The sequence below is a fragment of the Marinovum sp. genome, from assembly GCF_048263515.1.
Lineage (GTDB): Bacteria > Pseudomonadota > Alphaproteobacteria > Rhodobacterales > Rhodobacteraceae > Marinovum.
The window spans coordinates 474,499-499,110 of sequence record NZ_JBLXEC010000001.1 but is presented as its reverse complement, the minus strand read 5'-3'; the positions used below and the strand labels follow the sequence as shown (position 1 = coordinate 499,110).

The 24,612-nt window shown below is 65.4% G+C and carries 21 protein-coding genes; 4 read left to right on the top strand and 17 right to left on the bottom strand.

Annotated features, from left to right (window positions below):
• Positions 1 to 45: 45 nt before the first annotated feature.
• Positions 46 to 894 carry an SMP-30/gluconolactonase/LRE family protein gene (locus ACN0SE_RS02355; RefSeq protein WP_417522867.1) on the top strand — a complete coding sequence of 283 codons (849 nt, stop codon included), beginning with the start codon at positions 46 to 48 and terminating at the stop codon, positions 892 to 894.
• Between the two features lie 42 nt (positions 895 to 936).
• Here ACN0SE_RS02355 and ACN0SE_RS02350 read toward each other — a convergent pair whose 3' ends face one another.
• From ACN0SE_RS02350 to ACN0SE_RS02330, 5 genes are all read right to left on the bottom strand, one after another.
• A complete protein-coding gene (locus tag ACN0SE_RS02350) occupies positions 937 to 2,022 on the bottom strand; it encodes an ABC transporter ATP-binding protein (protein ID WP_417522866.1) in 1,086 nt (361 codons plus the stop codon).
• A 1-nt stretch (position 2,023) separates the two neighbouring features.
• Positions 2,024 to 2,782 carry an SDR family NAD(P)-dependent oxidoreductase gene (locus ACN0SE_RS02345; RefSeq protein ID WP_417522865.1) on the bottom strand — a complete coding sequence of 253 codons (759 nt, stop codon included), beginning with the start codon at positions 2,780 to 2,782 and terminating at the stop codon, positions 2,024 to 2,026.
• Positions 2,779 to 3,657: a carbohydrate ABC transporter permease gene (locus ACN0SE_RS02340; RefSeq protein WP_417522864.1), complete on the bottom strand. Its 879-nt coding sequence runs from the start codon at positions 3,655 to 3,657 to the stop codon at positions 2,779 to 2,781. Before ACN0SE_RS02340 ends, ACN0SE_RS02345 begins: the two co-directional genes overlap by 4 nt.
• A complete protein-coding gene (locus ACN0SE_RS02335) occupies positions 3,657 to 4,523 on the bottom strand; it encodes a carbohydrate ABC transporter permease (RefSeq protein WP_417522863.1) in 867 nt (288 codons plus the stop codon). The genes ACN0SE_RS02340 and ACN0SE_RS02335 overlap by 1 nt, the downstream gene beginning before the upstream one ends.
• A gap of 65 nt (positions 4,524 to 4,588) precedes the next feature.
• Complete coding sequence (locus tag ACN0SE_RS02330) at positions 4,589 to 5,812, bottom strand: ABC transporter substrate-binding protein (protein WP_417522862.1); 1,224 nt, start codon at positions 5,810 to 5,812, stop codon at positions 4,589 to 4,591.
• A gap of 128 nt (positions 5,813 to 5,940) precedes the next feature.
• Here ACN0SE_RS02330 and ACN0SE_RS02325 point away from each other — a divergent pair, with 128 nt between their 5' ends.
• Positions 5,941 to 7,470 carry a sulfatase gene (locus tag ACN0SE_RS02325; protein WP_417522861.1) on the top strand — a complete coding sequence of 510 codons (1,530 nt, stop codon included), beginning with the start codon at positions 5,941 to 5,943 and terminating at the stop codon, positions 7,468 to 7,470.
• Positions 7,471 to 7,532: 62 nt separating this feature from the next.
• On the opposite strand, the gene ACN0SE_RS02320 is transcribed toward ACN0SE_RS02325, so the two are convergent.
• The 4 genes from ACN0SE_RS02320 to ACN0SE_RS02305 all read right to left on the bottom strand — a co-directional run bounded on the left by ACN0SE_RS02320 (position 7,533) and on the right by ACN0SE_RS02305 (position 11,966).
• Complete coding sequence (locus ACN0SE_RS02320) at positions 7,533 to 8,438, bottom strand: 2-dehydro-3-deoxygalactonokinase (protein ID WP_417522860.1); 906 nt, start codon at positions 8,436 to 8,438, stop codon at positions 7,533 to 7,535.
• Positions 8,439 to 8,443: 5 nt separating this feature from the next.
• Entirely contained in the window at positions 8,444 to 9,613 is a 1,170-nt protein-coding gene (locus tag ACN0SE_RS02315) for a mandelate racemase/muconate lactonizing enzyme family protein (protein WP_417522883.1), read from the bottom strand.
• A gap of 38 nt (positions 9,614 to 9,651) precedes the next feature.
• Positions 9,652 to 11,100 carry an aldehyde dehydrogenase family protein gene (locus ACN0SE_RS02310; protein ID WP_417522859.1) on the bottom strand — a complete coding sequence of 483 codons (1,449 nt, stop codon included), beginning with the start codon at positions 11,098 to 11,100 and terminating at the stop codon, positions 9,652 to 9,654.
• A gap of 89 nt (positions 11,101 to 11,189) precedes the next feature.
• Complete coding sequence (locus ACN0SE_RS02305; protein ID WP_417522858.1) at positions 11,190 to 11,966, bottom strand: HpcH/HpaI aldolase family protein; 777 nt, start codon at positions 11,964 to 11,966, stop codon at positions 11,190 to 11,192.
• A gap of 146 nt (positions 11,967 to 12,112) precedes the next feature.
• On the opposite strand from ACN0SE_RS02305, the gene ACN0SE_RS02300 reads away from it, so the two are divergent.
• Positions 12,113 to 12,766: a GntR family transcriptional regulator gene (locus tag ACN0SE_RS02300; RefSeq protein ID WP_417522857.1), complete on the top strand. Its 654-nt coding sequence runs from the start codon at positions 12,113 to 12,115 to the stop codon at positions 12,764 to 12,766.
• Between the two features lie 457 nt (positions 12,767 to 13,223).
• Here ACN0SE_RS02300 and ACN0SE_RS02295 read toward each other — a convergent pair whose 3' ends face one another.
• From ACN0SE_RS02295 to ACN0SE_RS02265, 7 genes are read right to left on the bottom strand one after another with little or no spacing between them, the layout of a single operon-like run.
• Positions 13,224 to 14,357, bottom strand: a complete 1,134-nt coding sequence (locus tag ACN0SE_RS02295; protein ID WP_417522856.1) for a mandelate racemase/muconate lactonizing enzyme family protein — start codon at positions 14,355 to 14,357, stop codon at positions 13,224 to 13,226.
• Positions 14,354 to 15,781, bottom strand: coding sequence for a sulfatase-like hydrolase/transferase (locus ACN0SE_RS02290; RefSeq protein WP_417522855.1), 1,428 nt, complete (start codon positions 15,779 to 15,781; stop codon positions 14,354 to 14,356). The genes ACN0SE_RS02295 and ACN0SE_RS02290 overlap by 4 nt, the downstream gene beginning before the upstream one ends.
• A gap of 23 nt (positions 15,782 to 15,804) precedes the next feature.
• Entirely contained in the window at positions 15,805 to 16,665 is an 861-nt protein-coding gene (locus ACN0SE_RS02285) for a DMT family transporter (RefSeq protein WP_417522854.1), read from the bottom strand.
• 56 nt (positions 16,666 to 16,721) lie between these two features.
• Positions 16,722 to 17,798 (bottom strand): ABC transporter ATP-binding protein, encoded by a 1,077-nt coding sequence (locus tag ACN0SE_RS02280; RefSeq protein WP_417522853.1) that lies wholly within the window; start codon positions 17,796 to 17,798, stop codon positions 16,722 to 16,724.
• 25 nt (positions 17,799 to 17,823) lie between these two features.
• Positions 17,824 to 18,708: a carbohydrate ABC transporter permease gene (locus ACN0SE_RS02275; protein WP_417522852.1), complete on the bottom strand. Its 885-nt coding sequence runs from the start codon at positions 18,706 to 18,708 to the stop codon at positions 17,824 to 17,826.
• A 13-nt stretch (positions 18,709 to 18,721) separates the two neighbouring features.
• Positions 18,722 to 19,597, bottom strand: a complete 876-nt coding sequence (locus tag ACN0SE_RS02270) for a carbohydrate ABC transporter permease (protein WP_417522851.1) — start codon at positions 19,595 to 19,597, stop codon at positions 18,722 to 18,724.
• Positions 19,598 to 19,655: 58 nt separating this feature from the next.
• The gene (locus ACN0SE_RS02265) at positions 19,656 to 20,936 is read right to left on the bottom strand and encodes an ABC transporter substrate-binding protein (protein ID WP_417522850.1); all 1,281 of its coding nucleotides are present in this window, start codon (positions 20,934 to 20,936) and stop codon (positions 19,656 to 19,658) included.
• A 190-nt stretch (positions 20,937 to 21,126) separates the two neighbouring features.
• Between ACN0SE_RS02265 and ACN0SE_RS02260 the strand changes: the two genes are divergently transcribed.
• Positions 21,127 to 23,067, top strand: coding sequence for a glycoside hydrolase family 127 protein (locus ACN0SE_RS02260; RefSeq protein ID WP_417522849.1), 1,941 nt, complete (start codon positions 21,127 to 21,129; stop codon positions 23,065 to 23,067).
• 78 nt (positions 23,068 to 23,145) lie between these two features.
• Here ACN0SE_RS02260 and ACN0SE_RS02255 read toward each other — a convergent pair whose 3' ends face one another.
• Positions 23,146 to 24,597 (bottom strand): NAD-dependent succinate-semialdehyde dehydrogenase, encoded by a 1,452-nt coding sequence (locus tag ACN0SE_RS02255; protein ID WP_417522848.1) that lies wholly within the window; start codon positions 24,595 to 24,597, stop codon positions 23,146 to 23,148.
• Positions 24,598 to 24,612: the final 15 nt, after the last annotated feature.

Sequence of the window (24,612 nt, the reverse complement as noted above, 5' to 3'; positions counted from 1 at the left end):
CCATGATGTACATCATATCATACATTATTTCCAGAGGAGATCGATATGGATTCGCCCCGTTGCGTTGATGCCGCCAAAGCCGGCTGTGGTGAAGGGCTGTTGTGGGATCCTGGTCGCGGGCGGCTGTGGTGGGTCGATATCTCCGGCGAGGCGCTGCATGGCCATGACCCGGTGACGGGCGCGGCCAGCCGCACCGCCCTGCCCTGTCTGATCAGCGCTCTGGCGCTGGACCGCGACGGCCAGCTGTTGATCGCCACGGCGCGGGGTCTTGGCATCGTGACGCCGGAGACCGGCGAGATCAAGGTCCTGCATGACCCCGAGCCCGAGATCGCCGGCAACCGGCTCAACGACATGATCGCAGCACCGGACGGCGCGCTCTGGGTCGGCACCATGTCCGAGGGCGCCAAGGGCCCGACCGGCGCGCTCTATCGCTATGACCGCGAGGGGCCGCAGGTGATGATGCGCGGCACCACGATCTCCAATGGCCTCGCCTGGAGCCCAGACGGCAGCCGGCTCTACTTCATCGACAGCGTACCGGGCGTGCTGCATCTGCGCGAACACGGCACCTGGCGCGCGCTGCGCCACTTTGACGAGAGCACCGGCAAGCCGGACGGTCTGACGGTCGATGCCGAAGGCACGCTCTGGGTGGCGATCTGCGATCGCGGCCGGGTGCTGGGGATGTCGCCGGAGGGCGAAGTCGTGGCGCAGATCGACCTGCCCTGCGAGATCGTCACCAATTGCTGCTTCGGCGGCGCGGACCTCAAAACGCTCTACATCACCACCGGCACCTTCAGCATGACCGAAGCGGAAAAGGCCGCCAACCCGCTGGCCGGCGGCCTTTTTGCCGTCGAGATGGAGGTGCCGGGCCTGCCGCCCTACGCCGCCGAGCTGTAGCTTAAACGGCCCCCGGCGCTTGCAACGTCGGGGGCCTTTACTTCAGCGGATACGCTGGCCGCTCGCAGCGTCGAACAGCAGCGCCGAAGCGGGATCAAAGCCCACCGCCAAGCGGCCGCCCTCGCTGGGCCGCGACTTTCCGCGCATCTCGACGATCACCGGGTGGTCGTCCTCTTCGCTTGAGGAATAGGCGTAGGACACGCCGCCGAGGTTCTCGATCACGTCGATGGTCAGCTCGGCGCGAATGCTGCCTTCGGGCTCGAAATGCTCGGGCCGAAGGCCGAGTTTCACCGCGGTCCCCATCACCGGCGCATCCGCCAGCGCCACCGGCACCTCGACATTGCCCAGCCGCGGCAGGGTCACCACCGCGCCCCCGGCCTCGACCCGGGTCACCGTGCCGGAAAAGAAGTTCATCCGCGGCGAGCCGATGAAACCGGCGACAAAGAGGTTGTCGGGGTCCTCGTAGAGCGTCACCGGTGCGCCGGCCTGCTCGATCCGGCCATCGCGCAGAACCACGATCTTGTCGGCCATGGTCATGGCTTCCACCTGGTCATGGGTAACGTAGACCATGGTGGCGCCCAACTGCTTGTGCAGCTTGGCAATCTCGACCCGCATCTCGACGCGCAGCTCGGCGTCGAGGTTCGACAGCGGCTCGTCGAACAGGAAGACATCCGGCTGGCGCACGATGGCACGGCCGATGGCGACGCGCTGGCGCTGACCGCCAGAGAGCGCCTTGGGCTTGCGGTCCATGTAATCCTGCAGCTTGAGGATCTGCGCCGCGGCATCGACCTTGCGGGTGATCTCGGCCTTGTCGGTGCCGCCGATCTTGAGGCCGAAGCTCATGTTCTCGCGCACGGTCATATGCGGATAGAGCGCGTAGGTCTGGAACACCATGGCAACGCCGCGCTTGGCCGGGTCGGCATGGGTCACGTCGCGGCCGCCGATGGTCATCCGCCCGTCCGACGTTTCCTCCAGCCCGGCAATCATCCGCAGAAGCGTGGACTTGCCGCAGCCGGACGGTCCCACGAAGACGCAGAAATCGCCGTCGTCGACCTGCAAATCCACGCCATGGATGACCTGTGTCGCGCCGTAGCGCTTGATCGCATTGTTGAGCGCCAGTTCGGCCATCTCACGTCCTCCTCATATCAAAAACATCCAGGAGCGCCGACATCCCCCGGTCGGCCATCACCTCGGATCCGTTCATCGCAGACCCGGCATCAGACAGCAGGAACACCGCCAGCGCGCCGATCTCGTCGACCGTGGTGACCGTGCCCTCGGGGTTGTAGGCCTGCACCCGCGCCGCGATGGCCGGGTCCTGCATTGCGGTGTCGACGATCTCGGTGCGCACCAGCGCCGGGCAGATTGCGTTGACGCGAACGCCGTAACGCCCCAGCGACCAGGCCATCGCGCGGGTCATCGCGGCAATGGCGGCCTTGGTCGCGGCATAGGCCTCGTGACCGGGGTTGGTGGCCCGGGCGTGGACCGAGGACAGATTGACGATGGCGCCCTGCCCGGCCTCTTTCATGATCCGCCCCGCCGCCTGGCAGCCTACCAGCACCGAGCGTTGGTTGACGGTCCAGAGCGTCTCCATCTGATCGCGGGTCATCTCGAGGAACGGCACCTTGATGGTGACGCCGGCATTGTTGACCATGCCGTCGAGCCGACCTGCACGCTGATGCGCCGCGGCAATCGCCGCCTCGAAACCGTCAAGGTCGGTGACATCGACCTGCTTGAGCCGCGCGCCGATCTCTTCGAGCTTGTCCGCGCCGTCGGTCTTCCAGTCAAAGCCGGTCACCTCGGCCCCGGCGGCGCGGCAGGCCCGGGCAATGCCCAGCCCGATGCCTGCGCCTGCGCCGGTGACGATGATATGCTTGCCGTCCAGCTTCATTTCACCGCCCCCGCCGTGGCCCCGGCCATGATCTTGCGTTGGAAGACCGCGAACATCAGGAGCAGCGGCAACGATCCCAGAACGGCGGCCGGGAACAGCTTGGTCGGGTCTATGCCGGTGTTGCCGACGAACTTGTAGACCGCGATCATTACCGTCAGCTTGTCCTTGTCGGTCAGAAGCAGCAGCGGATAGATGAAGTCGTTCCACACCATGATCATGACAAACAGTGACAGCGTGGCGGTCACCGGTGCCAGCAGCGGCCGGATCACGTGCCAGAAGATCTGCCAGTTGTTGCAATTGTCCAGCCGCGCGGCCTCTTCCAGCTCGATCGGGATCGCCGCGATGAAGCTGGTGTAGAAGAACACCGCCAGCGGCAGTTTCAGCGCCGCAAAGGCCAGGACAATGCCAAGGTAGCTGTCGAGCAGGCCGAGATCGCGGAAGATCACGTAGATCGGAGTGATGGTGACGAAGTTCGGCGTCGCCAGCCCCAGCGCCATGACCATGACGATCACCCGGCTCACCCGGTTCTGCAGCCGCGCCAGCGGATAGGCCGCCATGGCGCCTGCAAAGACCACCACGACGATCACCGAGATGGTAATGCCCATCGAGTTCAGCACCGAGCGGACATAGCCCATCGACGACAGCGCCGCCATGTAGTTGCCCCAGTAGAGACTGTCGGGCAGGCCCAGCGGATCCTGCGCGATCTCGGTCGGGGTCTTGAAGGACATCATCACCATGTAGACCAGCGGCAGCAGCATGATGGCGACCAGCGCCAGCACGATGCCATGCACCAGGATCGACTTGCCGCGGCGGCGGATCAGGTCCCAGTCGGGGCTGGCGGCGGTGCGGGGCGTGGCGGTGTCGGAGAGGCTCATCATGTGGACTCCCGGTCGCGAAGGACCTTGTTCTGGATAAAGGCAACCCCCAGCACGATCACCAGCATCACGATCGACAGCGCGCTGGCAAAGCCGAACTTGTACTGGCCAAACAGGTTGTCGATGATGTCGATGGACAGCAGGCGCGTGGCGCCGTCGGGCCCGCCCTTGGTCAGGATGAAGGGCAGCTCGAAGGTCTTGAGCGTGCCGATGGTGGTCAGCATGACCGAAACGGTGATCGACGGGCCCAGGAGCGGCAGTTCGAGATAGCGGAAGCGCTGCCAGGAGGTGGCGCCTTCCAGCCGCCCGGCCTCGCCGATTTCCTCGGGGATGCCGGCGAACCCGGCAAGGAAGATGGCGCAGGTGAACCCGGTGAACATCCAGATCTGGGTGAAGGCCACGGAATAAAGCGCGATCGAGGGATCGCCCAGCCAGTTCTGCTCCCATGCGCCAAGACCCATATCGCGCAGGGCCACGTTGATGCCGCCGTTGAGCGGCGAATAGAGGAATTGCCAGATATAGCCGACGACGACAAAGGACATCATCGCGGGGGTATAAAGCGCGGCGCGGCTGAAATTGCGGATCAGCGGCAGCCGGTGCAGCATCGCGGCAAAGAACAGCCCCGTCACCGTCAGCGCCGAGACCACGATCACCGTGTACCACAGCGTCAGCCAGATTTCCTGCAGGTAACGGTCACGGGTAAAGATGCGCTCGTAGTTGCGCCAGCCGACGTCCTTGGCCTCGCCGATGCCTGCGAAATTGGTCAGGCTCATGTTCCAGGTCAGGATGATCGGATGGATGAAGAACAACCCGATCACCAGCAGCGCCGGCACCGTGAACCAGTAAAGTGAAAGTCTCGCGCGCATGGTCTCCCCCGTCGAGTGTGGCTGCATGGCAGGGCCCGGCGCATCAGGCGCCGGGCCGCGCGGGTTTACATGTTGTCTTCCACCGTATCATCCCAACGCTGCAGCGTGTCCTCGTTGGGCTTGTCGATGTTGAGCAGGAAGCCGGTAATGCTGTCTTCCCATTCCGATTGCAGGGCCTTCGGGAACTCCAGCGTCGAGAACGGCCAGAGGATCAGGCTGCCCGCCTCGCGCGCCTGGGTATAGGGTGCTGCCAGGTCCGGCATGGTCGAGACACCGCCGGTATAGGGGCTGTAGGCGCCTTCGGCCTTGAGGAAGATGTTGAGGTTCTCTTCTTCGGCGAAGAAGTCGACCCATTTGCGCGCGGCCTCGGCATGTTCCGCATCCCGTGGGATCGCCCAGCCGGGACCGACCAGATCGAGCGCCAGGCCCTTGTCGGTATAGCGCGAGGGCATCGGCGCGAACTGGAAGTTCAGATCGGCGACGGCGGAGAAATTGCCGATATTCCAGGCGCCCTGCGGCAGGATCGCGACATTGCCCGACCGGAACTCCTGCGGCGCGGTGGCCCAGGGGTCGAGGCCGGCCTGAAGCTCGGGATCGAAGCACTCTGCCGCCACAAGATCGCGCACGCCATCGAGCGCGGCGTTGAAGTTCTCGTCGTCCACGAAGCTGCGGTCGCCCGAGCCATACTCCGCCGGGGACACGCCGTTCGGATCGATGCCATTTGCCCCGACAAAGAGCATTGCCGGGAAGCCGCCGGCAAAGATCATCGGCGCGATGCCCTCGGCCGAGAGCGCCTGGCAGGCGGCCTTCAGTTCGTCGAGGGTGACCGGCGCCTTGTCGATCCCGGCCTTGGCCAGCAGGTCCATGTTGACGAAGTTACCCATGCCGATGACTTCCAGCGGGAAGACCCGGATTTCGCCTTCGGTGGTCATCACCTCGCGCACCGCAGGCACCATCTTGTCATACCAGGCGCTGTCGGTGCCCAGATCGCTCAGGAACCCGGCGCCGCCCCAGAGATCGACCAGCGAGCTGTCGACCATGGTGACGTCGGGCGGATTGCCGCCTTGCAGGCGCGGCGGGATCACCTTGTCGACGTCCTTGCGCGCCACATAGGTCAGGTCCACGTCGATGTCGGGGTTCGCGGCTTCGAATTTCTCGATCAGCTCGGGCAGACCGGCTGGCTCGGCTTCATTGCCTTTCCAGGCCACGACGTCGAGCACGGTCTGTGCCCCGGCGGTCGAAGCCAGAAGAATGGCGGTAGCGGTGACTACAGGCAGGTTTCGAATCATTTTCAGGATGCTCCTCTCTTCCCTCAAAAATCGTACATTATTCTTTTCTTATTGTACATCCTGTATCTGCCCGGCATAGTTTACCGGAGACCGACATCCACGATTCCGAACAGTGAAAGGGGCTCCGAATGCGCCAGAAACCCAATATCATCCTGATTTCGACCGATCAGCAGCGCGGCGACTGTATCGGCCCCGAGGGCCGTGGCGTGCGTACGCCGCATATCGACAGCATCGGCGCCAATGGCGTGCGCTTCTCGAAATGCGTCAGCCCCCATCCGATGTGCCAGCCGGCGCGCGCCTCGATCCTGACCGGCAAGCTGCCCTACAGCCACGGCGTGCGCGACAATGGGCGCGATCTCGACGAGACCCTGGCCGAGGCGGGTCTGGGCGGCACCTTCAGCCGCGCCGGCTATGATACCCATTTCATCGGCAAGGCGCATCTGTCGAGCCAGCAGACCTTCGAGCCGACCGGCCGCCCGGAATGTTACAAGAGCGCCAAGGACTTCGCGCCGGATTGGTCGGGCGCCTACATGGGCTTTGACAACGTGCAGATGATGCTGCGCCCCCACCACCACACACAGTGGTACGCGCCGCCGGAAGCGCTGCATTACGAGTACTGGCTCGACCAGGACGGTAAGGGACAGGCGCGCTGGGACAAGGCCAAGGAGCGACTGTCGCCCGACACCGCGCATTTCCAGGCATGGCGCTCGGGGCTCGACGCCGAGTGGCATTCCTCGCCCTGGATCGGCGACCGCGCGGTCGAGATGATCGAGGCCAAGGGTGACAAACCGCTGATGGCCTGGGTCTCCTTCCCCGACCCGCATCCGCCGTTCCTGTCGCCGGAACCCTGGTGCGACATGTATGCCCCCGACGAGGTGACCATCGCGCCGCACCCGGAGCTCGACCTCGACAACCGGCCCTGGTGGCACAAGGCTTTCGTCGAGGACCGCGCCAAGCCGATCAAGCAGGGATCGGAGCACAATGCCGGTGGTATCGACTGGGGCCAGAAGGGCGAGCTGACCGAGGCGGCGCTGCGCGACATCACCCGGATCTACTTTGGCATGATCTCTTCCGTCGACCAGCAGGTCGGTCGCATCCTCGAGGCGCTGCGCGCCAAGGGCGAGCTGGAGAACACCTATGTGATCTTCATTTCGGATCACGGCGAATGGCTGGGCGACCATGGCCTGCTTCTCAAGGGCCCGATGCTCTATGATGGTCTGCTGCGGGTGCCCTGCCTGATCCAGGGGCCGGAGGTACCGGCGGGCCGGGTGATCGACGATCCCGTGGGTACGGTCGACGTGCTGGCCACCGCCGCCGACATGGCGGGGCTTGCCGCGCCAGAGGGCCATGGCCGGTCGTGGCGGGGGCTTTGGGACGGCAGCGAAAGCCGCGATTTCGCGCTGTCGGAATACGAGGTGGACAGCCTGCGCTCGGCCGTCGACATGGACCTGGTGACGGTTCGCAGCGCGCGCTACCGGATGTCGACCGACCTGCGCACCGACACAGGCGAGCTCTATGATCTGCAGGAGGACCCGGACGAAATGGTCAACCTCTTCGACGATCCCGGTTACCACAGCATCCGCAAGGAGCATTCCGAGATGATCCGCTCGCGGCCCGACGACATGATCCCGGTGTCGCCGCGGGTCGGCTGGCACTGAAAACGGAACAGGCCGCCGTGTTGCGCGGCGGCCTGTATTCTTAAGCATGTGACGCGGGGCGGTCAGCTGACGCTCTCGATGCAAGTCGGCCAGAGGGCCGCCGCCGCCGCAGCCAGCCCGGCACGCACCGCCTCATCGGCGTCGAGCCGGCGGACGGTGCAGCCGGCGATTTCCAGCGCTCGGGTGTAGCGGTCAGCCAAGAGGCCCGAGGCGATCAGGGTGACCGCCTCCTCGCCAACCGGCGCCCCGGCGATTTCCTGACCGATCAGCAGGCCCGAGAGCCGCGCGCCCACGTCGGCCGCCTCGATCAGCTCCAGCAACGGACCGGCCCGCAGGTGGAAGAGCTGGCGCAATACCGTCTCGGGCTGCGCCAGGGCGGCGCGAACACCGGCCGCGAAGGCGCCCTCGTCGAACTCCGTACCGACAAAACCCGACAGGGTGGACTGCCGCGACAGCAGGGCAAAGGCCTCGCCGGTCATCGCCGTCTCGAAGCGGGTGAGCACGCCCTGCGTGACCTGCGCCCATTTCGAATGGGTCCCCGGCATGCAGATCGTGCCCTCGACACCACAGCGCAGCGCCGCGCCCAGAAGCATGGTCTCTTCGCCGCGCATCACGTCGGGGCGCTCTGCGTCGCGCCGCGCCACACCGGGCAGGATGCGGATGTCGCGGGCCACACCCGGCACCCGGATCGCCGCCCCGGCAAGGTCACCCAGCGGCAACGGCAGGTCGAGGTAACGCGCCTCGTGCCAGCCGGTGCGCGCGCCGGCCATGCCGCAAATCAGCACCGGCACCTCCGGCCCGACGCCAAGCGCCGCCAGATGCGCCTCGAGCACCGGGCCGTACTCTGCCGGGGTCAGCGTCGACATGCCCTGCCCGCCCTTGCGTTCGCCCAGGAGCTGACCCTCGTTGCCGATCGCCCAGAGACGAAAGCTCGAAGTGCCCCAGTCGACACCGATGTAGCGGATCATCCGGCTCAGCCCTCGATCTCGTAGGCCTTGATGAACTCGCGGTCCGGCTCCACCCCCAGCCCCGGTCCAGTGGGAATGGCGATCAGCCCGTCGTTGCGCTTGACCTGCCCCTGGATGTCCAGCGGCTCGGCCAGAAGATTGTCGCGGAAGCGGTTCTCGGTGGTGTCGAACTCGAGCCAGGGCTCGCGCGGGAACAGCCCGCCGGGCATCGGCGGCATGGCGGCCAGCAGCTGAAGGTTGGTGGCCACCGCGATGGCCGAGCCCCAGACGTGGTTGAAGACCGGGGTGAAATGCGCATGGCAGAGCGCCAGCACCCGCAGGTATTCGGTGATCCCGCCCAAGGCGCAGACCTCTGGCTGGGCGATATCGAGGCCCCGGCTCTCCAGCAGCGCCCGCCAGCCCCAGCGGTTGAACTCGGCCTCGCCGCCGGAGATGTTGACCTTGAGCCCGGCGCGCAGCTCGCGGTAGCCGTCAAGGTCCTCTGGCGCGATCGGTTCCTCGAACCAGTATGCGCCCAGTTCGTCGAGCGCGCGGCCGACGTAGAAGGCATCCGAGGTGTTGTAGGCGTGGTTGGCGTCAGCCATGAAGTCGAAGTCGTCGCCCACGCCCCGCCGCACCGCCTCGGCCAGCTTGACGTCATCCTTCGCCCCAAGGCCGATCTTCATTTTGGTGGCGGCGAAGCCCATGTCGCGGATCGCCGCTGCCTCATCGACAAAGCGCGCCACGTGGTCCTCGACGCTCTCGCGCTTGAGCATCATGCCGTAACCATAGGACCCGACGTGGCTGCGATGCGCGCCGCCGATCAGCTTGTGGATCGGCTGGCCGGTAACCTTGCCGGCGATGTCCCAGAGCGCGATGTCGACGCCCGAGAGCGATTGCAGCGGCATGCCCTTCTGGCCGTGATCGCGCAGCAGGTTGTAGACCTTGTGCCAGATCACGTCGCGGTTCATGGCGTCCATGCCCAGCACCAGCGGCTGGATCACCTTTTCCACGACGGCCTTGTTGGCAAGCGCCACATTGCCCGGCCCGAAACATTCGCCCCATCCGGTGATCCCCTGATCGGTCTCGACCTCGACGATATGGGCGGTACGTTTCGAGTAGTATTGCTGCGAATAACCCAGCTCCTCGGGCATGTCGCATTGCAGCACGTGGCTGGTGATCTTGGTGATCTTCAGCGTGCTGGTGATCGGTTCGAGTTTCATGAAATCCTCCATCAGGTCAGCCCCCGGCTGATGCGCTTGACCACGAGATAGTCGTTTAGGGCCAGGCGAGAGCAGTCATGCCCGATGCCGGATTGCCCGAGGCCGCCATGCGGCAGGTAGATGTCGTATTTGACGCCGTTGATCTGCACCTCGCCGTAGCGCAGGCGCTTGGCCACCGCCTCGGCCAGCCCCAGATCGGCGGAGAAGATATAGGAGGCAAGCCCGCCCTCTTCGCCATCATTGGCACGGTCGAGCACGGTCTCGCGGTCGTCGAAGGGGATCAGGCTGACGACGGGGCCAAAGATCTCGTTTTGGTAAATCTGCATCTCGGGCGTGACACCATCGAGCACCGTGGGGGCCATGAAGTGCCCCTTGGTCAGCCCCTCCGGCCGTTCGCCGCCGGCGAGCAGCGTTGCGCCCCTCTCGACCGCGTCGTCGATCAGCCCCTTGACCCGCGTCCAGGCCTGGCCGTCGATCATCGGGCCGGTCAGGATATCGGCGCTCTTGTCGAACCCCACCTTGGCCGCCTTGGCCCGCGCCACCACCTTCTCGCGGAAGGCGTCGTAAACGTCGCGCTCGACAAAGACCCGGTTGGGGGTCACGCAGATCTGCCCGGCGTTGTTGAACTTGACCGTGCTGACGATATCCGCCGCCAGGTCGAGATCGGCGTCGCGGTAGACCAGGACCGGCGCATTGCCGCCCAGCTCCATCGAGAACTTCTTGATCGAGGTGGCGCCGACCTTCATCAGATGCTTGCCGGTGTTGGTCGAGCCGATCAGCGTGATCAGGTTGGGGATGGTCGAGGCCGCCAGCGCGTCCGAGGGATCATAGCCGTCGGTGGTCAGGATGTTGACCACGCCCGCCGGCAGGCCGATCTGCGCACACAATTCGCCCACAGCATAGGCCGAGACCGGCGTTGCCGCCGAGGGCCGCAGGATGATCGGGCAGCCCGCCGCCATCGCCGGGGCGATCTTGTAGGCGAGGTTCAGAAGCGGGAAGTTCCACGCCAGATAGGCCACCGCAACGCCCACCGGCTCATAGACGATCCGGTGTTCATGTGTTCCGTCGAGATCGCGCAATGTCTCGTCATGGACGCGCTGGATCTCCTCGGCATAGAATTTCAGCGACCGTTCCAGCAGGTCGAAATCCTCCTGCGTGCCGCCCCAAGGCTTGCCCATCTCCTGATGGATGCAGTCGCGCAGCATCTCTTCGTTGGCAATCACCGCGTCGCGCAGCTTGAGCATCCAGCGCTGGCGCTCGGCCACCGGCGTCGCGGCCCAGCCGGGGGCCGCGGCCTTGGCCGCGCTCAGGGCCTTTTCGACATCCTCGAGCCCGGCGGCGGCGACGGTGGCCACGCAATCCTCGGTCGCCGGGTTGATGACGTCGAGGCTGGCCTGCCCCTCCACCAGAGCGCCGCCGATATACATCTTCTTGTGCAGGACCATGTTTCTATGCAGCACCCCGTGCCTCCGCAGGTAAAAGTACATTAATATTATGTTTAACATTTGCCGAGGCGAGAGTCGAGACCCAAGCCGCGCCCCGGCCGCTGTCACCTGTTCAGCTTGCCCTTCATCTCGGAGAGCAGCGCATCACTGCCCCGCGCCAAAAGCCCGGTGTCGGTGCCACAGGCCACGAAGGTGAAGCCCTCGCCCAGCAACTCGGCCGCCAGCGTGGTGTCGGAGACCAGCGTGCCCACCGGCATGCCCTTGGCCATCAACCGTCGCGCCACCGGGCGGATCTTCTCCCAGACCTCGCGCGCCGTGGGCTGGCCCAGCATCCCCATGTCGGCGGCAATATCCGCCGGTCCAAAGAAGATGCCGGTCACGCCCTCGACTTCGGCAATCGCCTCGGCGCGCTCCAGAGCGGCTTGGGTCTCAATCTGCAGAAGCACCGCCGTTTCGTCTTCGATCCGCGCGGTGTAATCCTTGATCCGGCCGAATTTCGTTGCCCGGGTCGAGCCCGAAACGCCGCGGATGCCATGCGGCGGATAGCGGGTGGCGGCGACGGCGGCGCGGGCCTCCTCGACCGTCTGGATCATCGGAAACAGCAGCCCCGGCGCGCCAAGATCAAGCAGTCGCTTGACCGCCACCGCGTCGTTCCACTCCACCCGCACGATCGGCACGGTGTCATAGGCGGCAAAGGCCTGCAGCTGGCCCAGCACGCTGGCATAGTCGTTGTGGCTGTGCTCCATGTCGATCAGCGCCCAGTCGAAACCGGCGGGTGCCACAACCTCCGCGGCGAAATTGCTGCAGAGCGTGACCCAGAGCCCGACCTGCCGATTGCCGGAGGCCAGGGCGCGGGTAAAGGGGTTCTCGGAGAGGTTCATCGGCGAGTCATCTTTCTGCTGTCAGTGAGGGTCATCGGGAGAAGGAGTGGAATACCGGGGCGGCTGCGGCGCCGGCGGGCTTGGATTGTGCCGGCCCTGCGCTTACACAGGGGGCGATCTTCACTGCCGGGTACCGCGCGAGTTTCATGGAACAACAGACCTTCGTCACCGACGCCGAGAGCGCCTACGCCACGCTGCGGCAGGCCATTGTCACCGGCGCCCTGAAGCCTGACCGGAAGCTCAAGATCGCCGAGCTGCGCAGCGAGTTCGGCTTTGGCGCCGCGCCGCTGCGTGAGGCCCTGTCGCGGCTGATCGGCGAGCGGGCGGTGGTGCAGCAGTCGAACCGCGGCTTCTACGTGCGCAGCGCCACGGCGGCCGAGGTCGAGGATCTGGGCCGGGTGCGCATCCTGCTGGAGACCGAAGCCCTGCGCGACAGTCTGGCCCGCGGCGATGACGCCTGGGAGGCGCAACTGGTCGCCGCCTATCACTCCCTGCGGCTTGCCGAAGATCGTGCCACCAGTGCGCAGGAGATCGAGACCCGAAACCGGGCGTTCCACGATGCGCTGGTCTCGGCGGCGACTTCGGACTGGCTCTTGGACCTGCGCGGGCAGATCTATGCCCATCACGAGCGCTATCGTCACCTGTCGCGCAGCCTCGGGCCCAGCGGCCGCGATACGCCAGCCGAACACGCGGCGATCTACGAGGCGGCGATTGCGCGGGACGTCGAGGCAACCTGTGCGCTGACGGCCCAGCATATCGAGCTGACGACGGTGACGGCCGTGAAGGCCATGCAGGGGTGAAAGTGTTCCCGCTTGCCTTGCGCCAGGCGCGTTGACAGCGGCCGCAGGCCGCCGCGCATTATGCCAGAGGCATGCCTTCGGCAAGATGCTCCTCCAAAACTCAAGGGTCGCAGAGCACGCCACCGTCTGATCACCGCCACGCGCGTTAACAGCGGCTGCAAGCCGCCGCGCATCATGCCGGAGGCATGCCTGCGGCATGACGGGCCGCCCCTCGGCACTGCGATTTGGCTGACACCAGCGCGTCGATCTGATCTTCTCCGGATCTGGCGAGGATAAAGCGCTGCCGAACCAGACGGGGATCGCCGCACCGCGGCCCGACGATGCGCGGCTCTCCCCGACGATTGGCTGCAGGACCGGCGCGCGAACATGGACCAAAGCCCTTTCCACGTCATGCCATTGGCCTGCCTTGAGGCCACCCGCCCCGAGGCCCGCCAATGCGCTTGTGCGTGGGGCAAGGTCAGGCATAGCTCGTCGCCCCGTCGGGCTTGGTCATCAGCGGCCGTGACCAATGGGTGTATTCGTCAGTCTGCAGCGCCTCCTCGATGATCTCGACCCCCCAGCCGGGCCGATCCGGGCGCAGTTCGAGGTAGCCGTCGACCGGGATGTAGGGATCGGCGATCCAGGGCACATCGCGGTGCACCTTGTACTCGAGGATCTTGAAGTTCGTGCAGACGGCCGAAAAATGCACATTGTGAGCGGTCGCCAGCGGCCCCATCGGATTGTGCGGCGCCACCGGCACTGAATGGGCATCCGCGACCTCGGCGATCCGCCGCATCTCGGTCAGCCCGCCGACCACGGCGATGTCCGGTTGCACGATGTCCGCCCCGCCGGCATTCAGCAGTGCGAGGAACTGGTGCCGGTTGTAAAGCGCCTCGCCGGTGGCCAGCGGGATGTTCATCTTGGCCTTCATCTGCTCCCAGGCGGGCATGTGCTCGGGCCGCAGCGGCTCTTCGAGGAAATAGGGATCGTAAGGCTCGATGGCACGCGCCAAACGCACCGCGTCGATCCCCTCCATCAGCACCGAATGGGCGTCAAAGGCGATCTCGAAATGCGAGGGCAGCCCCTCACGCAGCCCCCGGAAATAGTCCGCCGTCGCCTCGCAGACCGCGCCCCAGCGATGCTCGAAAGGGTGCTTGCGATATGGCGACAGCTTGAAGGCGGTGAAGCCGAACTCCTCGTGCAGGTCCGAGAGCACCTCGACGCCATTGTCAGGCGCGCCGATGGCGGTGCAATAGACCCGCACCCGGTCGCGCATGTGACCGCCCAGCATCTGGTAGACCGGCACGCCAAGCGCCTTGGCCGCGATGTCCCAGAGCGCGTGGTCAACGGCAGAAAACGCCGCCAGCCCCAGCGCGCCCGGCGGGAAGCGCGCGACATGCATCAGCTTTTCGTGCAGATAGGTCACCCGCCGCGGATCCTCGCCCAGCAGATGCGTGGCGAAATAGTCGAGGATCGGCGCCACGGCGCGCTCCGGCCCATGAGCATAGGTCTCGCCCCAGCCGGTGAGGCCGGCGTCGGTCTTGACGGCGACAAGCACCCGGGGGCGGTCGTCGACGCGCTGCATGTAGGTCTTGATTTCGGTGATTTTCATTGTTTCGACGCCGGATTGAGATGTTGCTGGTGGTCGTGTTGTTCATGCGCCGGGCGGCCATCGATGTAGCTGCCCACCGGTAGCTGGTAGCCACCAAAGGCCAGGGCATCGCCTTCGGAGGTCATCCAGTCGAACAGCCGCGCCTTGAGCCGCGCCTTCTCGGCCGCCATCGCGGGATCGGTTGCGCGGTTCACCCGCTCCTGCGGGTCGGCCTCGAGGTCGTAGAGCTCTTCGATGTCATGCGGGCTCCAGGCATATTTGTAGCGCTTCTCGCGGATGCCGCGGAACTTGAACTGCCGGCCCTGATAGGCGTCGTAGCCATAGACCGCGTGGTCGTCATCGGTGGCGTCATAGCTGCGCGCGGCCTCATCGGGGGTGAGGATGCCCGCCGCTTCGCTCTCGGCCAGCAGCGTCGGAAAGAGGTCGCGGAAGTTGACGAAACCCTCGTTCACCGCGGCCTCGGCCTGACCGGCCTGCCGGATCAGCATCGGAATGCGCATCACCTCTTCGTAGAAGAACGGCCCCTTGTCGAACCAGCCATGCGCGCCCAGCATCTCGCCGTGATCGGCGGTGAAGGCGAGGCTGGTGTCATCGTCCAGCCCCAGATCGCTCACCTTGCGGCGGAACTGGCCAAAGAGATCGTCGATGAAGGAGCAGAAGCCGAAGTAGTGCTGCGCGGTGCGCCGCCAGTCCTGCTGGTCGAGCCCGCGGGTGTCCTGGCACGGCCAGTACGGCGCACCCTGGGCCTGCGGCTTGCCCGCTTCGGTGAACTGCGGGATGAAATTGTCGGGCATGTAGTCGGCGGGCAGATCGTCATACATCGCCACCCAGTCGGCGGGCACGTGATGCGGGAAATGCGGCCCGGGAAGCGAGACGATCAGGCAGAAGGGCTTGCCCGTTGCCGAGAGGCTCTCGAGCGTCTCGATGCCCTTCCTCACCCGCTTTTCGTCCATGTGGGTGCCCTTGGTGATCGTGCCGTAGAAGGGCGTCTTGCGCGGCGTGGCAAATTCCAGATCGTCTGCCGGGATCAATGCCTCGCTGCCGCCATCGCTCAGCGGTGCGTCGATGCCCCTCTCATGCAGCGTCCCGGCGCCGAGGTGCCATTTGCCGATGAACGAAACCTCGTAGCCCGCCGCCTGCAACCGCTCCATGTAGGTCGGATGGCTCGGGTGCAGCTTGCCGTGCGGATAGAAGGACGAGCCCTGGACATTGTCCATCGTGCCGGTCTGATGCGGCCATTTGCCGGTAAAGAGCGAGCCCCGCGCCGGGGTGCAGAGTGGCACCGAGGTGAAGGCGTTGACGTGGTTGGTGGCCTCCTGCCGGAAGGCCTGAAGGTTGGGCAGCTTGCAGGGATGGCCCGGCTGGTTGAGCGTGTCCCAGCGCCATTGGTCGGTGATGAAGAGGATGATGTTCCTGGCGGTCATTCGGATGCTTTCAAATTGAAGTCTCAGGGGGTCGGGCGCGGGCGTTCGATCCACCAGATGGCAAGGCCCGCGCCGACGATCAGGGTGGTGCCGAGGACAAAACCGGCGCTCATCGGGTCGTTGAAGAACACGACCCCCCAGAGCGCGGCGGTGATCACCTGGCTGTAGAGAAAGGGTGACAGGATCGAGGCCGGCGCGGCCTGCATTCCCATCTGGATGGCGACATGCGCCAGCGTTCCGGTCAGGCCGAGACCTGCGAGGATGACCATGTCGGTGGGCGTGACGGCGGTCCAGAAGATCAGCTGCGCCGGCAGCAGGGCCGCGAAGCAGAGGACCGGCATCAGCGCCATCGCCGGCGCGGCCTCGTCCGGGGCCGAGAGCCTGCGGGTCATCAGCACGTAGCCCGCCGAGCCGAAGGCCGAGAGCAGCGGCAGAAGCCAGACCAAAGTCGGCCCGCCTGCCCCGCCCGCACCCGGCCCGATCACCACCAGCACGCCGCAGAATCCGAGGCAGAGCGCAGTGATCCGGCGCCAGCCGATGCGCTCGCCCAGGAACAGGACCGAGAGCAGCGTCACCACGAGCGGGCTGAGGAACTGGATCACGGTGGCCTGCGACAGCGGGATATGGGCGATGGCCACGAACATCGACAGCGAGGCGATAAGCAGGAGCCCGGCCCGCACAAGGTGCAGCGGCAGATGCCGGGTGCGATAGACCTGACGTCGGCCCAGCGCCCGCAACAGGATGGCGACGAAGATCGCGTGCCAGAAATACCGGACAAAGGCGATCTGGATCGGCGAATGCCGGGCGGTCATCTCCTTGATGGCGGCGTCCTGCGTCGCAAGGATGACGCCGGCCAAGGCCACCAGCCCGATGCCCGCGAGCATCGAGCGTGACGCGGGGGCGGCCGCAACCGCCCCCGCCGATGTCTGTTGCGCGCCGCTCAATTGACGATGGCCGCGCGCGCGGTGCCGAGCCGCAGGCTGGTCTCGGGATCGAACAGATGCACCGGCCCCTGCGGCAACACATGCAGCACGTCACCATAGCGCCCGCTGATCCGCTCACGCATCAGGCAGGTGACCGGCTTGTCGCCGATCTGGCCCACCACCTGCGTCTCGGCGCCGGTGGGCTCGGTCACGTTGACCTGCACCGCAAGGCCCCGCTCGGCCAGCTCAAAAGTGTCGGGACGGATGCCGGCGATCACCGGGCGGCCGGTCTCGAAGCCCTCGGTGCCCGCGAGCGCCAGCACCGTGCCATCGGCAAAGCGCACGCCACCGTCGCAGAATTGCGCCTCGAGCAGGTTCATCGAGGGCGAGCCGATGAAGGCCGCGACAAACAGATTGGCCGGTTCATCGTATAGGTCGAGCGGCGTGCCGACCTGCTCGATCCGGCCCTCGCTCATCACCACGATCTTGTCGGCCATGGTCATCGCTTCGATCTGGTCGTGGGTCACGTAGACCGCCGTGGTGCCCAGCCGCTGGTGCAGCGACTTGATCTCGGCCCGCATCGACACGCGCAGCTTGGCGTCGAGGTTGCTGAGCGGCTCGTCGAACAGGAACACCTTGGGATTGCGCACGATGGCGCGACCCATGGCGACCCGCTGGCGCTGGCCACCGGACAGCTCGCGCGGGTAGCGGTCAAGGTAAGGCTCGAGATTGAGGATGCGCGCGGCGTCCTCGACCTTGACCTTGATCTCGTCCTTCGACGCGCCGGCCAGCTGCATCGAGAAGGACATGTTGTCGGCCACCTTCATGTGCGGATAAAGCGCGTAGTTCTGAAACACCATCGCGATGTCGCGGGCCTTGGGTTGCAAGCCGTTCACGACCTTGCCGCCGATCTCGATGGTGCCGCCGGTGATGTCCTCGAGCCCGGCGATCATCCGCAGAAGCGTGGTCTTGCCGCAGCCCGAGGGGCCGACGAGGGCCACGAATTCGCCGTCGTCGATATCGACGTCGATGCCCTTGATCGCGCGCACCGCGCCGTAGTTCTTGATGACCTGGTTGATGGTTACATGTGCCATTTTGGTTCTCCTTGTCGGGCGGGCCTCAGCCCTTGACCGACCCCATTGTCATCCCGCGGATGAAGTGTTTCTGGAAAGCGAGGAAGACGGCCAGCGTCGGGATGGCGGCCACCACCGCGCCCGATGCGACCATGTTCCAGGCGATCTCGTATTCGCCCTCGAAGGACAGGATGCCGACGGTCACGGGCTTCTTGCCCGCGCCTTGGGTCAGCACGAGGCCCCAGAGCAGGTCGTTCCAGATCCAGGTGAATTCCAGCACCACCAGCGCCGAGAGCGCCGGCCGCGCCACCGGCACGTAGATGCGCCGGAAGATCGTCCATTCGCTGGCCCCGTCGATGCGGCCGGCTTCGCGCAACTCGCCCGGCACCGTGTTGAAGAAGTTGGTCATGATCAGCACGGCAAAGGGAATCTGGCGCATGATGTGGACGATGATCTGGGCGGCAAAGGTGTCGTGCAGGCCCAGGTCGGACATCAGCCGGAACACCGGGATCAGCTGGGTGTGGATCGGCACGAAGCTGAGCGAGACGATCACGAGGAACATCCAGATCCGCCCCTGAAACCGCATCCGGCTGAGCGCATAGCCCGCCATCATCGACACCAGCAGCGTGCCCGCCACCGACGGCAGCGTGATGATCACCGAGGCCTTGAGGTACGGCAGCATCTCGATGAAGGCGCGGCCCAGGTTGCCCCATTCGTAGGTCGCAGGCAGCGCCCAGGCGCCGTTCTGCGTGATGTCGGGGATGGTGCGGACTGCGGTCAGCAGCGTGCCCAGCACCGGCAGGAAGAACACCAGCGCCAGCAGCAGCAAAAGCCCGATCTGCCCGCCGCGCATGAAAGGCTCTTCGAGCCGTTCACGCAGGGTACCGCGGTTGATGAGCTCCTGCGGCGCGGCAGAAATTTGTGTCGTCATGTCTGTCATCGCCTCAGCTCCAGTCTCGTTCTTGGGCCTTGGCCATGCGGCGCACGTAGGGCACCACCATGGTTGCCGTCATCAGGGTGACGATCACGCCGATCGCGGCGCCGTAGCCGAACTTGTAGTTCCAGAAGGTCTCCATATACATCCGGTAGCCCACCACCTCGGACGAGCCGAACGGGCCGCCTTCGGTCATGGTCAGCACGATCTCGGTCGCCAAGAGCGCATGGATCAGCGCGGAGGACACCGCGATGGTGCTTGCCGGTTTCAGGAGAGGCAGGGTGATGCGGAAGAAGATCTGCCGCCGCGTGCCGCCGTCGACTTTCGCCGCCTCGATCAGCTCGGTCGGGATCGCCGAGAGACCGGCGAGAAACACCACCGTGGCGAATGCCGTCTGCCGCCAGGCTGCCGCCGCGATCACCGAATAGGTCGCCGCATCCGGGCCCAGCCATTCGACGATCAGGCTTTCGAGACCCAGCCCGATCAATAACTGGTCCAGAAGGCCCACATCAGGCTCGTAAATCCAGCCCCAGACGATGCCGACAATCGCAAACGACAGCGCCAAGGGCAGAAAGAACACCGTCTTGATCAGGCTCGCGCCCCAGAAGGTCTGCTTGACCAAGAGCGCAATGGTGATGGCCAGCGAATTGGGCACGATCAGAAAGGCGATCACCCAGATGCCGGTGTGTTTCAGCGCGTTCAGGAAGTATTCATCCTGCATCAGCGCGACGTAGTTCTGCAGCCCGATGAATTTCCCCGGCTCGGCGACGCCGACCTGGTCGGTCAGGCTGATCGCGAAGGTCTGGAAAATCGGATAGGCGCCGAAGATGCCGTAGATCGCGATCGCGGGCATCAGGAATAGCCAGGGCGTAAGCCGGGCGTTCATGGCAGTGTCCTCCTCTTGGATGCGACCGGGCGGAGAGAGACCGCCCGGCCGCTCTGCCTCAGCTGTCGCCGAAGACGTCGTTGCGGCGGCCTTCCAGCAGCTCCAGCACCTTCATGTACTGGTCGGGATAGGCGAGGAAGCGGGGCAGCTCGCGCTTGGCCACCTCGGTCACGCCGGGATGGGTGGCAAGTTCGAGGTTCTGGTGGAACGGTGCGTCCAGCATGTCCTGGAACTTGACGATTGTGGGCTGGAACGAGGCCGGTTCGTAGATTTCGACCGGCACGTCCTTGTTGGCCGCCATCCGCTGCGCCTGTTTCGCAAACAGCTCCTGCGGGCCACGCTCGGACACGCATTTCAGCATCGCCAGAGCGTTCTCGGTATTCTCGCCTGCGCCGCTGGCGGCCCAGCCTTCGACCGCGCCTTCGACGGCCAGTTCGATGCCCTCGGTGATCGGCGGAAAGTCGAAGACGTCGAAATCGGTGCCCGGCTCAAGACCGGCGGTGATGAAGTTGCCGACGGTCCAGGTGCCCATCAGCTCCATCGCGCCTTCGCCGTTGACGAACTTGGTGGCCATCTCCTGCCAGCCCAGCGACGAGGTGCGGTCGTTGAAATAGCCCGCTTCCAGCAGCTCTTTCCACATCTCCATTGCCTGGATGACGCGCGGGTCGAGGTAGCTCTCGGTGCCGGCCATCAGCCCGCTGCGGAACTCGGACCCTGCCACGCGCAGCACCATGTAGTCGAACCACAACAGCGGCTCCCAGCCGGATTTCGAGCCGAGCAGGAAGGGCGTGACCCCGGCCTCCTTCAGCTTGGCCGCGACCGCGATGAACTCGTCCCAGGTTTGCGGCGGCTCGATGCCATGTTCGGCAAAGACGCGCTTGTTGTACCAGAAGACGTTGGGCTGAAAGGTGGTCGGGATGGTGTAGACATTGCCGTCCGGCTCGGTGCTCGTCGCCTGAACGCCCGCCGGGTAGTTATCCTTGATCTCCTCCCAGATGTCGTTCATCGCGCGGATCTTGCCGGTGGCGGCCTGAAACTGCGACCGGCCGCCGGCCCAATAGGCATAGATGTCGGGCGGGGTCGAGCTCGAGAGCTGCACCGGAAGCTGCACCTCGTATTGCTTGGGCGGCGAGAAGTTCTCGATGATCTCGATGTCGAGCCGCTCGGCGCAGGCGTTCCACATCGCCATGCGCGGCACCCGCATCGGCTCGGCGGCGGAACGGTGGAACAGGTGCACCACGCCTTCGGCCGCGGCCGGCGCGGCGGTCAGGGTCAGCGCGCCGAGTGCCAAGGGCAGGCTCAGGCAGGTGGCTGCCACGCTCTGTTTCAATCTCTTCATCTTTCTCTCCTCCTAAGATCGATAAACTTTGTCGTTGGTATTGCGTTTTGTCGATAAAGCTAAACATAATATGTTTATGCATCGTCCGTCAACCCGGATCGAATTGCAAGCCTTTCGGCCCTGCCCCGCGCGCGCGGCAGCGCCGGAAACCCCCGACCAGATGATGAAAAACCCATTGGAGACCAAAGACATGGATGGAAAACCCGTGACCCCGATCAGCGCGCATGCGCCGCTGCGCCGACCTGCCGACAGGCACGTGCGCTGGACCGGCGGCTTTTGGGCCGAGAAGCAGGATCTGATCAGAACCGAGTCGATCCACAGCGTGCTCGACGCCATGGAAGACCCTGAGAACGCTGCCTACTTCGGCAACTTCCGCGCAGTCGCAGCGGGCAAAGGCAGCTTCCATGGCCGCTACTGGAGCGATGGCGACTGCTACAAGGCGCTGGAATCGATCCTGCTGCTGACCGACGTCGCCCCTGATGACGCGCTGACCCAGAGGCTCGGCGATTACATCGAGATCATCGCCGCCGCGCAGGAGGCCGACGGCTATCTCAACACCCAGATCACCCTGACCGACCTTGGCCGCTGGACCGACATCGAGCACCACGAAATGTACAACCTCGGCCATCTCTTCACCACGGCCTGCCTGCATCACCAGGTGACCGGCACCCGCCGCCTGCTGGAGATTGCCCTGCGCGCCGCCGACAACCTTTACGACACTTTCATCACCCGCGACCCCGACCTTGCGCGTTTCGGCTTCAACCCCTCGCAGATCATGGGGCTGGTGGAGCTCTTCCGCGAGACCGGTGAGGCGGGCTACCTCGACCTCGCCCGCATCTTTGTCGAGAACCGCGGTTTGCACCCCGACCTGCCCGGCAACAACGGCGACCAGAGCCAAGCGCGGGTGCCCCTGCTGGAAGAAACCGAGGCGGTGGGCCATGCGGTGACCGGGCCGTACCTCTGGGCCGGGGCCGCGGACATCGTGATGGAAACCGACGAGGCACCGCTGTTGGCGGCGATCACCCGGATCTGGGAGGATTCCACCTACCGCAAGATGTACATCACCGGCGGCATCGGCGCGCTGCACAAGGGCACGGCAGAGCGCAGCCACCCCCGCTATGAGCAGATCGCCGAGGCCTACGGGCGGCCGTTCCAGCTGCCCTCCGACACCGCCTACAACGAAACCTGCGCCAATATCGCCAACGCGATGTGGTCCTGGCGGATGCTGCAACTGACCGGGGACGCGCGTTATGCCGACGTGATCGAACAGGTGATGTACAACACCGGTCTGTCGGGCGTGTCACTTTCGGGGACGCATTTCACCTATTCCAACCCGCTGCGCTTCAACGGTGAGACGCATTTCATCGGCAACAACGACTCGCCCCGACGCTGGACCCGCTGGACATGCTACTGCTGCCCGCCGCAGGTCACCCGCACCATCGCCGGGCTGCACCGCTGGGCCTATTCGACGGGCGAGGATGCGGTCTGGGTGCATCTCTACGGCACCAATACGCTGGAGACCCAGCTGGGGGCCGGCCGGATCGCCCTGCGGCAGGTGTCTGACTTCCCGTGGTCCGGAGTCGTGCGTTTGCATGTCGACGAGGCGCCCGAGGACGAGACCACGCTGCATCTGCGCATCCCCGGCTGGAGCGCCGAGACCACGCTATACGTCAATGGCGAGGCGGTCGAAGTGACCGGCCAGGGCCCGCGCTACCTGGCCCTGAAACGCCAGTGGGCCACCGGCGACGAGATCGAGCTGACGTTGGACATCCGCCCGCGGGTGTTGGCTGCACGGCCGGAGGTCGAGGAGGTGCGCAATCAGGTGGCGGTGATGGCCGGTCCGGTGGTCTATTGCCTCGAAGGCGCCGACCTGCCCGAGGGCGTGACGATCAACGATGTCGCCCTGCCCGCCGATGCGGCGTTGGAGCCTGTCGCCGGTGAAGGGCTCTTTGCTGGTCTGACCCTGCTGCGCACTGACCTGCCCCGGCGCGCAAAATGGCAGAGCGAGGCACTTTACGCCCCGGTCACGGTGCAGGATCTCGGCACGGTCCCGGCGACCTTGATCCCCTACTTCGCCTGGAACAACCGCGACGATAACACCATGGCGGTCTGGTTGCCGCTGAAAGGCTGAACGAGAAAAGGGATACCGCAGTGATGCGGTATCCCATCGGCATTGAGGCACCGGCGCAGGGCCGGTGCGCGCGCGGTCTCAGACCGCGGCCACCTCGAACTCCGCATGCGTGGTTTTGAAAGTCAGGTATTCATTGATCGCCATCTGTCCGCCCTCGATACCGACGCCGGAATGTTTCACCCCGCTGAACGGCGCCTCGTAGTGCGACAGCAGGAAATTGTTGATCCCGACCATGCCCGACTGCAGCTCCCGCGACAGCCGCCTCGCCACCACTTCCGACCGGGTGAAGGCATAAGCCGCCAGCCCGTATTGCGTGCTGTTGGCTCGTGCGATGGCGTCACCGAGATCGGCATAGGTGGTCAGCGAAGCCACCGGGCCGAAGGGTTCCTCTGACATGATCACGGCATCGTCGGTGACGTTCTCCAGCACGGTCGGCGCAAAGAAGAACCCCTTGTTCTGCTCGCGCGCCCGTCCGCCGCCCAGCCGCAGGGTCGCGCCCTTGTTGACCGCGTCCGTCACCAACCGCTCAAGTTTATCGAGTTGCGCGGGGCTGGCCATCGGGCCCATGGTGGTCTCTGGCGACATCGGGTCGCCCATGCGCACCGCCTCGGCCTCGGCCATGAAGACATCGGTGAACTCGCCCGCCACGTCTTCATGCAGGAAGAACCGGCTGGGCGAGCCGCAGATCTGGCCGGTGTTCATGAACTTGAACTTGGCCGCCAGTTTCGCCGCCGCCGGCACGTCGGCATCGGGGCAGATGATCAGCGGCGCATGGCCGCCGAGCTCCATCGAGACGCGTTTCACCGTCTGCGCCGATTGCGCCATCAGAATCCGCCCGACCCGGGTCGAGCCTGTGAAGGAGATCTTGCGCACCGCTTCCGCCGCCATCAGCGCCGGCGAGACGCCCTCGGGGTGGCCCTGCAGAATTTGCACCACGCCTTTGGGAAGACCCGCCGCCTGGCAGCATTCGCCAAGCAGCGTGCCCACCAGCGGCGTCTGTTCCGAGGGCCGCAGGATCACCACGCAGCCCGCCGCCAGCGCCGGTGCCAGCTTGCGCGCCGGCAGACCCAGCGGGAAGTTCCACGGGCTGAAGGCCGCGACGATGCCCACCGGCTCTGGCGTGATGCTGAGATGACCGCCAAAGCGCGAGGTGATGGTCTGGCCGAACAGGCGCTCGGCCTCGCCCGCCATCCAGACGAATTGCTCGGCGGCAGAGTCCGCCTCGCCCACGGCCATGGAATGCACCCGGCCCATCTCGGTCGCGATGGCGCGGCCGAATTCATCGCGCCGCTTGACGATTTCCTCGGCGATGCGCCGCAGGTATTGCGCGCGCTTCCAGCCGGGCAGCGCCGACAATTCGGCGAAACCGGCCTCGGCATGAACGAGCGCCTGCGCCACATGGTCGGGGCTGCAGTTGGGCACCTCGTAGAGGGTCTCTTCGGTCGCCGGGTTGACCACGGCCATCGGCGGCAGGTCAGAGGCGGTGCCCCAGTCATCGCCGATCAGGTACTTGGGTTGGGTTGCGGGCATGGGTTGCTCCTGGAA

Bases quoted from the DNA above. Each gene is read 5' to 3' on its own strand.
- ACN0SE_RS02355 (WP_417522867.1), top strand. From the start codon at position 46: ATGGATTCGCCCCGTTGCGTTGATGCCGCCAAAGCCGGCTGTGGTGAA.
- ACN0SE_RS02350 (WP_417522866.1), bottom strand. From the start codon at position 2,022: ATGGCCGAACTGGCGCTCAACAATGCGATCAAGCGCTACGGCGCGACA.
- ACN0SE_RS02345 (WP_417522865.1), bottom strand. From the start codon at position 2,782: ATGAAGCTGGACGGCAAGCATATCATCGTCACCGGCGCAGGCGCAGGC.
- ACN0SE_RS02340 (WP_417522864.1), bottom strand. From the start codon at position 3,657: ATGAGCCTCTCCGACACCGCCACGCCCCGCACCGCCGCCAGCCCCGAC.
- ACN0SE_RS02335 (WP_417522863.1), bottom strand. From the start codon at position 4,523: ATGCGCGCGAGACTTTCACTTTACTGGTTCACGGTGCCGGCGCTGCTG.
- ACN0SE_RS02330 (WP_417522862.1), bottom strand. From the start codon at position 5,812: ATGATTCGAAACCTGCCTGTAGTCACCGCTACCGCCATTCTTCTGGCT.
- ACN0SE_RS02325 (WP_417522861.1), top strand. From the start codon at position 5,941: ATGCGCCAGAAACCCAATATCATCCTGATTTCGACCGATCAGCAGCGC.
- ACN0SE_RS02320 (WP_417522860.1), bottom strand. From the start codon at position 8,438: ATGATCCGCTACATCGGTGTCGACTGGGGCACTTCGAGCTTTCGTCTC.
- ACN0SE_RS02305 (WP_417522858.1), bottom strand. From the start codon at position 11,966: ATGAACCTCTCCGAGAACCCCTTTACCCGCGCCCTGGCCTCCGGCAAT.
- ACN0SE_RS02300 (WP_417522857.1), top strand. From the start codon at position 12,113: ATGGAACAACAGACCTTCGTCACCGACGCCGAGAGCGCCTACGCCACG.
- ACN0SE_RS02295 (WP_417522856.1), bottom strand. From the start codon at position 14,357: ATGAAAATCACCGAAATCAAGACCTACATGCAGCGCGTCGACGACCGC.
- ACN0SE_RS02290 (WP_417522855.1), bottom strand. From the start codon at position 15,781: ATGACCGCCAGGAACATCATCCTCTTCATCACCGACCAATGGCGCTGG.
- ACN0SE_RS02285 (WP_417522854.1), bottom strand. From the start codon at position 16,665: ATGCTCGCGGGCATCGGGCTGGTGGCCTTGGCCGGCGTCATCCTTGCG.
- ACN0SE_RS02280 (WP_417522853.1), bottom strand. From the start codon at position 17,798: ATGGCACATGTAACCATCAACCAGGTCATCAAGAACTACGGCGCGGTG.
- ACN0SE_RS02275 (WP_417522852.1), bottom strand. From the start codon at position 18,708: ATGACGACACAAATTTCTGCCGCGCCGCAGGAGCTCATCAACCGCGGT.
- ACN0SE_RS02270 (WP_417522851.1), bottom strand. From the start codon at position 19,597: ATGAACGCCCGGCTTACGCCCTGGCTATTCCTGATGCCCGCGATCGCG.
- ACN0SE_RS02265 (WP_417522850.1), bottom strand. From the start codon at position 20,936: ATGAAGAGATTGAAACAGAGCGTGGCAGCCACCTGCCTGAGCCTGCCC.
- ACN0SE_RS02260 (WP_417522849.1), top strand. From the start codon at position 21,127: ATGGATGGAAAACCCGTGACCCCGATCAGCGCGCATGCGCCGCTGCGC.
- ACN0SE_RS02255 (WP_417522848.1), bottom strand. From the start codon at position 24,597: ATGCCCGCAACCCAACCCAAGTACCTGATCGGCGATGACTGGGGCACC.